At 28.9% G+C, this 11,050-nt stretch carries 13 protein-coding genes and 1 pseudogene; 12 read left to right on the forward strand and 2 right to left on the reverse strand.

The features are described from left to right. Positions 1-54: 54 nt before the first annotated feature. A pseudogene (locus ACO409_RS06370) lies at positions 55-243 on the reverse strand (IS30 family transposase); the annotation flags it as partial. A 258-nt stretch (positions 244-501) separates the two neighbouring features. Here ACO409_RS06370 and ACO409_RS06375 point away from each other — a divergent pair. From ACO409_RS06375 to ACO409_RS06430, 12 genes are all read left to right on the forward strand, one after another. After that, a complete protein-coding gene (locus ACO409_RS06375) occupies positions 502-1,440 on the forward strand; it encodes an Abi family protein (RefSeq protein WP_485555880.1) in 939 nt (312 codons plus the stop codon). Between the two features lie 183 nt (positions 1,441-1,623). Continuing rightward, positions 1,624-1,995, forward strand: a complete 372-nt coding sequence (locus ACO409_RS06380; RefSeq protein ID WP_485555882.1) for a type II toxin-antitoxin system PemK/MazF family toxin — start codon at positions 1,624-1,626, stop codon at positions 1,993-1,995. Positions 1,996-2,436: 441 nt separating this feature from the next. Next, a complete protein-coding gene (gene infC, locus ACO409_RS06385) occupies positions 2,437-2,970 on the forward strand; it encodes a translation initiation factor IF-3 (RefSeq protein ID WP_485555884.1) in 534 nt (177 codons plus the stop codon). A 44-nt stretch (positions 2,971-3,014) separates the two neighbouring features. Continuing rightward, positions 3,015-3,221 (forward strand): 50S ribosomal protein L35, encoded by a 207-nt coding sequence (gene rpmI / locus ACO409_RS06390; RefSeq protein ID WP_485555886.1) that lies wholly within the window; start codon positions 3,015-3,017, stop codon positions 3,219-3,221. Between the two features lie 127 nt (positions 3,222-3,348). Next, on the forward strand, positions 3,349-3,693 hold the full coding sequence (rplT, locus tag ACO409_RS06395; protein WP_018498700.1) for a 50S ribosomal protein L20: 345 nt from the start codon (positions 3,349-3,351) through the stop codon (positions 3,691-3,693). 489 nt (positions 3,694-4,182) lie between these two features. Next, positions 4,183-4,737: a hypoxanthine phosphoribosyltransferase gene (gene hpt / locus ACO409_RS06400; protein ID WP_485555888.1), complete on the forward strand. Its 555-nt coding sequence runs from the start codon at positions 4,183-4,185 to the stop codon at positions 4,735-4,737. A gap of 9 nt (positions 4,738-4,746) precedes the next feature. Continuing rightward, the gene (gene rsmA / locus ACO409_RS06405; protein ID WP_485555890.1) at positions 4,747-5,595 is read left to right on the forward strand and encodes a 16S rRNA (adenine(1518)-N(6)/adenine(1519)-N(6))-dimethyltransferase RsmA; all 849 of its coding nucleotides are present in this window, start codon (positions 4,747-4,749) and stop codon (positions 5,593-5,595) included. A gap of 172 nt (positions 5,596-5,767) precedes the next feature. Beyond that, the gene (efeO, locus tag ACO409_RS06410) at positions 5,768-6,649 is read left to right on the forward strand and encodes an iron uptake system protein EfeO (protein WP_485555892.1); all 882 of its coding nucleotides are present in this window, start codon (positions 5,768-5,770) and stop codon (positions 6,647-6,649) included. A 127-nt stretch (positions 6,650-6,776) separates the two neighbouring features. After that, positions 6,777-8,015 carry an iron uptake transporter deferrochelatase/peroxidase subunit gene (efeB, locus tag ACO409_RS06415; protein ID WP_485555894.1) on the forward strand — a complete coding sequence of 413 codons (1,239 nt, stop codon included), beginning with the start codon at positions 6,777-6,779 and terminating at the stop codon, positions 8,013-8,015. Beyond that, on the forward strand, positions 7,993-9,693 hold the full coding sequence (locus ACO409_RS06420; RefSeq protein ID WP_485555896.1) for an FTR1 family iron permease: 1,701 nt from the start codon (positions 7,993-7,995) through the stop codon (positions 9,691-9,693). The genes efeB and ACO409_RS06420 overlap by 23 nt, the downstream gene beginning before the upstream one ends. A gap of 35 nt (positions 9,694-9,728) precedes the next feature. After that, a complete protein-coding gene (gene tatC / locus ACO409_RS06425; protein ID WP_485555898.1) occupies positions 9,729-10,439 on the forward strand; it encodes a twin-arginine translocase subunit TatC in 711 nt (236 codons plus the stop codon). 6 nt (positions 10,440-10,445) lie between these two features. Beyond that, entirely contained in the window at positions 10,446-10,661 is a 216-nt protein-coding gene (locus ACO409_RS06430) for a twin-arginine translocase TatA/TatE family subunit (protein WP_485555900.1), read from the forward strand. A 61-nt stretch (positions 10,662-10,722) separates the two neighbouring features. Here ACO409_RS06430 and ACO409_RS06435 read toward each other — a convergent pair whose 3' ends face one another. Continuing rightward, positions 10,723-10,983, reverse strand: a complete 261-nt coding sequence (locus ACO409_RS06435; protein WP_485555902.1) for a DUF4911 domain-containing protein — start codon at positions 10,981-10,983, stop codon at positions 10,723-10,725. Positions 10,984-11,050 lie beyond the last annotated feature (67 nt).

An 11,050-nucleotide genomic window follows, 5' to 3' on the forward strand; every position in this document is an offset into this window, starting at 1 on the left:
TTATTTAAATTTAAATTTATTTTTAAAATATAAATTAATAAAACTCAATATTTTTTAAATTTTTTCAAATTTAATTTCATGTAAAAATTTTTCAAATGGTGTTGCATAATTTAAACATTTTCTAGGTCTTGAATTTATTAGCATTAAGGTTCTTATCAAGTTTTTGGTTTCTACTTTTGATATATCGGTCTTCTTTGGGTAAAATTTTCTTAGAAGAACGTTGCTGTTTTCGTTACATCCTCTCTATTATTTTTAACTTTTTAGGTTTTGAAGTCTTAATTTAAGGGGAAATGGGGGATTGAGGAGGTTTTGGGATTTATTAAAAAAAGTTAAAAAATGTAGTTGACAAAAAGTAACAAAAGTGTTATAAATAATATGTGGATCGTACTATATCAATGATTTCTTAAATAGAAGTCGATATAGGCTGAAATTATAATTTGAATTAATATTAAAGGCTCTCTGTTTGGAGGGCTTTTCTGATATTTTGGAAAGGAGATTTTTTTGGATCAGCCATTTAAAAAGTTCAAAGAACAGGAAATGATTATATCAAGCAGAATGAGCATTGATAAAGATACAATTTCTATTTTGAAAAGATTTAATTACTATTCTATTATAAATTTTTATAAAGCTCCTTTTTTAGAAAAAAATAAAAATTTGAGAGAAAAAGATAAATACATTGAAAATTTTAAATTTAAGTATTTAAAAAGCCTTCATGATTTTGATAGAGAATTGAGAATTTTATTTTTTGATAATTTGACATTGCTTGAAAGTTTTTTCAAAACAGCTATTTCTTATTATTTTTCAGAAACAAACGGAATTTTGAAAAAAAATTCGTATCTTCTTTTAGAGAATTACAATACTGGAAAGAAAAATTCAAATATTCTTAAAATTTCAATGGTGGTGAATACGTTGAAAAAGATAAAAAAAGATAATGAAAAAATGATAATAAGACATTATAACACTACAAAAGATAATATTCCTTTTTGGATTATAATTCACTATTTAACTTTTGGAGATATTAGCAAACTATATTCTTGTTTACATAAAAATGTATATGATAAAATTTGCGATCATTTTAAAAATTTGTATAAAGAAGAATATGGCAATCTTCCAAATATAACTCATTCATTTGTAAGAACTTATTTAGTTGCTAGCTCTCATTTTAGAAATGTTGCTGCCCATAACGAAAGGTTATACGAATTTTCTTCGAGAGAAACTGTTAATATAAAAAGAGTTAGTGATATTACATCAAATAGAAATCAAAAACTTTTTACGATTTACGAAGGGCTAAAATTATTTCTTTCCAAAGAAGAATTTGATGCACTAACAGAAAAATTAAAATTGATTATCAAAACTTTAGAAGGTAAATTAGAAAATATTATAAATATAAATGATATTTTATCGAGAATGGATTTTCCAAATGATTGGCATAAAAATTAACTTTTGTCAAAAAATAAAGAATGTAGTTGACAAAATATTTAACGTATATTATAATTTATTTACATTAAAGCCTTATTTGTTAAGGAAAGAATGGTAATAAAAGATTAAGAGCCTTATTCGTTAAGGACTACCAAAGGTATATCCAAAAGATATACCTAATTTTTTTAAGAGGGGGGATGTAATATGACAAAATGTGAGGTTTTTGGTGTTTACTTGATAGATTTTAAAATAAATGAAGGTGGAGAATTATCAAATAAACATTATGGTTTAGTATTAACCGAAATATCAAGTTCTGATAAAACATTTCTTGTTGCTCCGATGACGAGTAAAAAAAGAAATAAAAAATATAGAGGTGGGATTACTATTATTTGTGAAAAATATCAAAATAATCCAAGTGCTAAAAAAGCATTTATACAACTTAGAAAAATTCGAGAAGTAAGTATAAAAAGATTACTAAGTAATAAAAAATATAGTTTAGATGAAGATGATACTAATAAATTAAAAGTGGCTTTTCATAAATTTTTTAAACATTTAGAATTAGATATGGAAAATTAAAAAAGATAACCTCAGGGGCAAAGGAATTCTAAGATTTTAATCCTACTCCTATCCAGGAACCCAGCACTAATCCTTCACAAGTTATCCTGTTAAATTAATTATATCATAATTTCATAAAATGTCAAGGACAAGAAGTGAAAAAAATTTCAAAATTTCCTTGCAAAATAAAATTAAATATGATAAACTATCTTAGTAATTAAATTAGAAGTAGAAACATTGTTTCTCACCTTTCCATCAATATATTTAGATTTTGGATTGATTTTCCAAATAAGAATAGGATGTTTAGTTCTATTTTCGGGATGAGTTAGGTATTAGTTATTTAATATTTTATAATGAAATAAGTATTTTTATTATACTGATTTTGTTGTGAGATTTATTTATATAATAACTATTGAGCAAGGTTTCTTATATCTTGTTTTTTTATTGTAAAAAAATTAGGAGGTGTTTTTTATAAGAGGGAATAACCGATCTGATGAGCCACGAATGAATGAGCGAATTAGAGTAAGAGAAATTAGAGTTGTTGGTAATGACGGAGAGCAGTTTGGAGTAATGTCAACAAGAGATGCATTAGCACTTGCAGCAGAAAAGGAACTAGATTTAGTTGAAATTTCACCAAATGCAACACCACCTGTATGTAAAATTATGGACTATGGAAAATTCAAGTATGAGAAAACGAAGAAAGACAAAGAAAATAAGAAAAAACAAAAAAATGTTGTTGTTAAAGAGATTAGGATAAAACCTCATATTGATGAACATGATAAAGATACAAAGATTTCTCAAATTAAGAAATTTATAGCCAAAGAACATAAGGTAAAAGTTAGTTTAAGACTTACAGGTAGAGAAAGATTACATGCAGAATCTGCTATAAAGGTATTAGATGAATTTGCAAGCCATTTTGAAGAAATTGCAACAGTTGAAAAAAAATATGGAAAAGAGCAAATTCAAAAATTTATTTTGTTGTCGCCTAAAAAATAAAGGCAAAATTTAAAAAAGTAAAAAGTGATTTAGGAGGAAAGAAAATGCCAAAAATGAAAACACATAAAGGAACAAAAAAAAGAGTTAAAGTTACAGGAAGTGGGAAAATTTCTATAAGACACTCAGGAAAAAGCCATATCTTGACTAAAAAGACTCATAAAAGAAAAAAACGTCTAGGACAAGATGCTATCGCTCCAAAAAATGCTGAAAGAAAAATAAAAAAAGTATTGGCTGGACAAGAAGGAAGATAGCTTAAATAACTGTTTTAAAAATATTTTGAAAGAAACAGTTTAAGATAAAAATAAAAATTGACAAAAGTTAGTTCTAAATACTAAGTAAAAGAACAAAAAACGGCTAAAATATCAAGGAGGAAAGAATATGCCAAGAGTAAAAACAGGAATAGTTAGAAGAAAAAGACATAAAAAAGTTTTAAAAGAAGCAAAAGGTTATAGAGGAGCAATAAAAACAAATTATAGAAAAGCTAATGAAGCAGTTAAAAAAGCTATGGCTTATGCAACTGAGCATAGAAAATTGAAAAAAAGAAAAATGCGTGAATTATGGATTATCAGAATTAATGCTGCTGCAAGATTAAACGGAATTTCTTACTCAAGATTGATGAACGGTCTTAAAAAAGCTGGAATTGAACTTGATAGAAAAGTTTTAGCAGACTTAGCATTAAATAATCCTGCTGAATTTGCAAAATTAGTTGAAAAAGTTAAATAAGAACTTAAATAACGAATTAATACTCAAATGGTGATAAAACTATTTGGGTATTAATTTTATTAAAATAAAAATTTAGGGAAGTGTCAAGTTGGAGAGCTTGATAAGTATTAAAACAGATACTTCTAAATAAGCTCTAGTTTCTAAAAATGTGAGCAGTTTACAAAAAGTACTATAAATATTTTTTATAAAAAAACTAATTTTCATACATAGACTGTAGATTGTTAATCATAATTTGAAAAATGCTGAAAAGTTATATTATTTTAGCATAAATAATATGTTCTAAATAAAAAAAGAAGGAGAGATGCTACGATTATAGCAAAATAGAATATATTATGTGTACCGATGGGCTAGTCGGGGACAGCTATATTTTTCCTTAATTTGTCAAGGAGAATGTATAGCGAAGGCTGTAAAGAGAAAAAATATGTTTGATAAAACAGTGATATTCTAGTGTATTAATGCATTTTAATACATTTTTAGTAGCAGAAAGTCATGAATAAAGATTTTGAATTTGGAATAAAAAAACAATTGATTACTAAAGAAGAACTTCAAAAAAAAGTAAAAGAATTAGGAGAAAAAATTACAAAGGATTTTAAAAACGAGAATGAACCACTAATAGTAGTAGGGCTTTTGAAAGGGTCTATTGTTTTTATGGCTGATTTGGTTAGAGAAATAAAATTACCGCTTGAAATTGACTTTATTGAAGTTTCTAGTTATGGAGAAGGGACTCAAAGTTCTAGAGAAGTTAAAGTTTTGAAAGATTTAAGAAGTACAATTAGCGAAAAAAATGTTTTGGTAGTTGAAGATATTATTGATTCAGGATTTACGTTAAAAAAAGTATTACACATTTTGGAAAGTAGAAATCCTAAAAAAATATCGCTTTGCACACTTTTGGATAAACCTGAAAGAAGAGAAGTTGATGTTGACGTACAGTATGTAGGTTTTGAAATTCCAAATGAATTTGTTGTTGGATACGGGCTTGATTTTAATGAAAATTACAGAAATTTGGAGTATATAGGAATTGCCGAACCATCAGTATTTGAGTAAGGAGTAAAATTGAAAGAAAAAAACAAGAAATACCATAAAAGAAATAAAAATTCTGAAAATGAAAATCATAAAGCTAAAAAAAAGTATGGACAAAATTTTTTAAATGATAGTAATTTGTCAGATGAAATTTTAAATGTGGCAAATATTGATAAAGAAACAGAGATTCTGGAAATTGGACCAGGATTAGGATTTTTGACAGAAAAATTGATTGAAAATTCTAAATTTTTGACTGCTTTTGAAATAGATGATGATTTGATACCATTTTTGAATAAAAAATTTAAAAAAAAAGAAAATTTTAAGTTGATTCATCAGGATTTTATGGAAGCAAATTTGAAAACTTTTTTTGAGAAAAAAAAAGATGTGAAAGTTGTAGCAAATATTCCGTATTACATAACTTCGCCAATTATTAATAAATTGCTTGAATACCGTGAAAATATTGATGAAATTTATTTAATGGTTCAAAAGGAAGTGGCAGAGCGGATTGCATCACAGCCTCATAGTAAAAATATGAGTTTACTCACACACGCAGTTCAATTTTACGCTGAAGCAGAATATTTATTTACTGTTCCAAAAGAAAAATTTGATCCCGTTCCAAAAGTTGATTCGGCATTTTTAGGAATAAAAATTTTGAAAAATAAAAAATATGAAAGTCAAATTTCAGAAGAAAAATATTTTAAATATTTGAGAGAAGCGTTTTCAAATAAGAGAAAAAGTATTTCTAATAATTTATCGAATTTAGGATTTTCAAAAGATTTTGTAAAAGAATGCTTGAAAAAAGTTGGCAAAACAGAATTGGCTAGAGCAGAAGAATTTTCTGTGCAAGGATTTATTGATTTTATTGGGATTTTGGAAGATTAAACTGTCTATATTTTATTGAATAAAAAATAAAAAGTTCTCTGGATTGTGGAGGACTTTTTTTAGTTACATAATAATTTTTTTAGCAAAAAATTTTGTGAATCAAATATTTTTACTTTACAAATAATAAAATAATGAGTATAATATAACAAATATAAATTGGGAGGAATTTTTTATGAAAAAAATGGGAATTTTATTGCTTATTGGAGCATTAATGGCGATAAGCTGTGGCAAAGATACTGGATCAAAGGAAGGTGGAAAGGCGGGTACAACAGCTGGAAAGACAGCTGAACAAGGGAAAACTGATTTAAGCAAGGAAACTTCTGAATATAAAAAGTATGTTGAAGGTCAGATTGATATGCTTTTAAAGGATACAGAAAATTTTGCACAATTATTAAAGACTGGGAAATTAGACGAAGCTAAAAAAGTTTATCCGCTAATCCGTATGGCTTATGAAAGATCTGAGCCTATTGCTGAAAGCTTTGGAGAATCTGATGTTAAGATAGATTATCGTCTTGTTGACTTTAAGGAAGAATTTAAAAATGAAGAAAGATGGAAAGGTTTTCATAGAATTGAAAAAATATTGTGGGAACAAAACACTACAAAAGGAACTGAAAAATATGCAGATGATCTTGTAAACGACATTAAGGAGCTAAAGGCAAAAATTGCAACAATTGAAGTAACGCCTGATTTAATGGTTACAGGAGCGGTTGACTTGTTGAATGAAGTTTCAACTCAAAAAATTACTGGAGAAGAAGAAGTATTCTCACATACTGATTTATACGACTTTAGAGCAAATATCGAAGGAGCTCAGAAAATTTTTGAACTATTTAGACCTAAATTAGAACAAAAAGATGCTAAGCTTGTAACAACTTTAGATACAGAATTTAAAGCTGTAAATGCACTTCTTGATAAATACATGACTGATGATAAGCATTACAAATTATATACAGAATTAACAAAAGAAGATACAAAAGCTCTAGCTGAAGCAGTTACTAAACTTGGAGAACCTTTATCGCAAATGGGAATCGTAATAGATGCAACTCCTAAGAAATAATATACTTATTTGGTAACTAATATGTTTAAGTATTATTGAATAGGGAATTAATTCCCTTTGTTAAAATTAACATTTAGATTATTGAACACATCTAAATAAAACTTACAGTATAAAAAGAGGTAAAATAATGAGTGATGAAAATGATAAAAAATGGTTTGATAAAAAAATATCACGTCGCGATTTTTTGAAAAAAGCAGGAATGGTTGGAGCAGGTGCTGCAATTGGAGCGAGCGGAGCGGGTGCAATTTTTGCAAATATGTTTAGCGGCAAGGCAAATCAAGTTGTTGGAAATGAAGAAATTTCATTTTATGGAGAACATCAGTCGGGAATTGCTACTCCTGTTCAGAAAAATGTTTATTTTGCGGTATTAGATTTACATTCTACGGACAAGGAAGAAATAAAGCAGATGTTCAAGGACTGGACAGATTATTCTGAAAAACTTATGAAGGGTGAACTTGTAGCACCAGAACTTGCAAATCATCTAGTTCCTTCGATAGATACAGGAGAAACAGTGGGATTAAATCCGTACCGTTTGACAATAACTTTTGGAATAAGTCCGTCTTTTCTGGATAAATTGAAGCTGGATAATAAGAAAATGGAAGAATTTAAGGATTTGCCACATTTTCCGAGAGATCAGATAAAGGACAAGTATAAAGGCGGAGATATTTGTATTCAGGCTTGTGCGGATGATGCACAGGTAGCATTTCATGCTGTGAGAAATCTTGTTCGTAAAGGACGTGCCTTAATTACTTTAAAATGGACTCAAGCTGGCTTTTTGCCTATTGGAAATGGAAAAGAAACTCCAAGAAATCTTTTTGGATTTAAAGATGGAACGGAAAATCCAAAAAATAATAATGATTTTAAAAATGTTGTCTGGTATGATAAGAATAATTGGCTGAAAAATGGGACTTTTCTTATTGTAAGGCGTATTCAAATGCATCTTGAAACATGGGATAGAACTAATTTGCAGGAGCAGGAAAATACGTTTGGAAGGTATAAGGAAAGTGGGGCTCCCTTTGGAGAAACAGATGAATTTGCAACAATTGACATAAATAAAAAAGGACCAGATGGAAAACCAGTTCTACCAATTGATTCACATGTTTATCTCGCCAAAAAAGCTGATGTTAAAATAGCACGTCGTGCCTTTTCGTATTCTAACGGAATAGATGAAGTGAGCGGACAGTTTGACGCGGGACTGCTATTTATATGTTTCCAAAAACATCCTGATCAATTTATAAAGATTCAGAATAGCCTAGGAAACGATGATAAGTTGAATGAATACATTACTCATGTCGGAACAGGAATTTTTGCATGTTTTGGAGGGATAAAGAAAGGAGAGTACATTGGACAGAAATTATTTGAATAAAAAAATAAGTACAATGCTATTTTTGTGCTTTATGCTATTCTTCACGAATATTATTGCAGAAGAAAGTTATAGTGGACTTTACATAAAAATTACAGACACAACAACGGCAATAAAAAATAATAACCAAAATGAAGCAAAAAAACTTTTTTCTGAAGTAAGAGATGAATTTAAAAAGGTTAAAAATGCTGATTCTACGCAAGGGAAAAAGGTACAGGAACTTTTAAATAAAGAAAAAGCTGTATTGTCAGAAGATGACCTGAGAGAAGTTACAACAGCATTACTAGCTTTTGAAAAAGAGCAGAATCCTGTTGACGATAATGCAGAAAAGAAAAGATTCCAGTCAAGAATGAATCCTGCTTTAGATATGCTGGAAAAAGCAATTCAATCTAAAGATGTGGAACTTATGAAAAAAGAATATCTGAAATTTAACGGTGTTTGGACAAGAAATGAAAGTTTTATAAGAAGCAGAAGTATTCCTTACTATGGAAAAGTGGAAACTGCAATGTCGCTTTTGAGAAGCTCTATGGAAGTGGAGCCATTTGATTATGACAATACAGTCAATTCTTTTAATGACTTGAAATCAACAATACAAGACTATTTAGATGGCAAGAAGATAGAAAATAATGTTTCAAGCACAATTACACTAAAAGAAGCTGTAGATATGCTGAAAGATGCGTTGGAAGCCTTTAAAAATGGAAATAAATCTAAAGGACAGTCAAAAGTGAAAGAGTTTATTCAGGTATGGCCTACGGTTGAAGGCGATGTAAGTACGAGAAATTCAGCTTTATATACAAAAGTGGAAACACAGACTCCAATAATCATGGTAAAAGGTATCGAAAAAGAGTATCAGGAACAATTACAAGGATTAATTACAGAATTATCACAAATTGATACAAAAGCACAATATACGTTTATTGATGCAATGTTTATACTTCTTCGTGAAGGTGTGGAAGCACTTCTTATCGTTCTGGCATTGGTAAGCAGCTTGAAAGCTGCAAATCAGAAAAAAGGATTACGTTGGGTGTATGCAGGAGCTGCTGCTGGAATTTTTGCAAGTGTAGTAATAGCATTTGCTCTTCAGGCTTTATTTCCTGCTGTATCTTCAGGAACAAATCGTGAAATTCTGGAAGGATTTGTAGGAATTTTTGCGGTTATAATGATGATTGGGATTGGATTTTGGCTGCATAGTAAATCATCCTTAAAATCTTGGAAAGATTATATTGACAGAAAAATGGATATTGTATTAAGTACAGGAAGTTTTGTGTCAATGTTTGTACTTAGTTTTCTTGCGGTATTTAGAGAAGGGGCAGAAACAATATTGTTTTATGTAGGAATTTTACCATTAATTTCATTGCAGAATTTGATTATCGGTATTGTAAGTGCGATATTGATACTAATTGTAATTGCACTTGTTTTAATATACGCTTCTTCAAAAATAAAAATACATCAAGTGTTTTTTGTACTTACGTGGACAATTTATTTCCTTGCATTTAAAATGCTTGGAACAAGTATTCACATGCTGCAAGTTGTAGGGATTTTACCGTTACACGTAGTTCATTTTATACCTACAATGGAAATTTTGGGAATTTATGCAAATATGGAAGTGTTTATTAGTCAATTAATTTTAATTGTGATTATCGTGATTGCTACATTGATAAAAAAGAGAAAAGATAAATAAAAATTTTAAAAGATAAAATATCGGAAAGGAATAGAATGGCTAAAATTGATGAACAGACGCTTGTGGAACATTTGAGCGAATTTAGGAAAAGACTCATTATTACAATTATATTTTTTATTGCGGCTTTTTTAGTAAGTTTGCTATTTTGCTCCGATATTTACAAATTACTGACGGCTTCATTCAAGCAGAAGCTCACAGTTCTTGGGCCTAATGATATTTTGAGCATTTATTTAATGTTAGCTGGAATATGTGCTTTTAGTTTGACATTGCCTTTTACAAGTTATCAGATATGGGCTTTTATTCGTCCTGCTCTTAAGGAAAAGGAAGCCAAGGCAATTTTATCTTATGTGCCTGCAACTTTTATATTATTTGTTACAGGACTTTCTTTTGGATTTTTTATAGTAACACCTGCTTTACTAAATGTTTTACTATCTTTTGGCAAAGATTTGTTTAATATTCAGCTTACAGCAAATAATTATTTAACATTTGTATTACATACATCATTACCGCTTGGTGTAATATTTGAATTGCCCGTTATTGTGGCATTTCTAACCTCGCTGCATATCTTGACACCGCAATATTTAATAAAAAACAGGCGATATGGCTACTTTATTTTGCTCGTAGTTGCTGTCGTTCTGACGCCAGCTGATTTTATAAGCGATTTAACAATGGCAGCACCATTAATCTTACTTTATGAAGTGAGTATTTCTGTTTGTAAATATGTCTACAAAAGAAGGGAGGGATGATTAAAAATGGGAATTTTTCGAGATATAGGAGCACCAGGACTAATAGTTCTTATACTTGGCGCATTACTTATTTTTGGACCTAAAAGACTGCCTGAACTGGGAGAAGCTATAGGAAAAATGATTCGGGAATTTAAAAAGTCAGTTTCTGGAATTGAATCAGAGGCTGATAATAAAAATTTAGAAGATAAAGTAGAAGATAAAAAGGAAAAAAAGTGTAAATAAATTAATCTTAGTTCATAAGCTATTTTTTGTTTATTATATTTAAATTATAAAAGGCTTGGAATTATAATACTCCAAGCCATTCTCTTTTTTCTAAAACTTCCATTTCGATATTTTTTTGTTTCAACGTTTCAATCGCTTTATCCATATCATCTAAAAGATATGAATTTGTAAGAATTTTTATCAGACCGCTCTGATTATCAAGTGTTCTAACATTTCCTAAACCGTCATAAGCTTCGATGACTTTATTAATAAAGTCAATGTGTTCTTTTTTTGTTTGAATGATATATTCCCAGCTTGTTATATTTTTTTCTTTATTTTCCATATTTTTCTTTTACCTTGTATAATATAGTTACATTATACAAGCTCCTTTCTTTAAATTTTTTATATTG

The organism is Leptotrichia sp., from assembly GCF_057270615.1.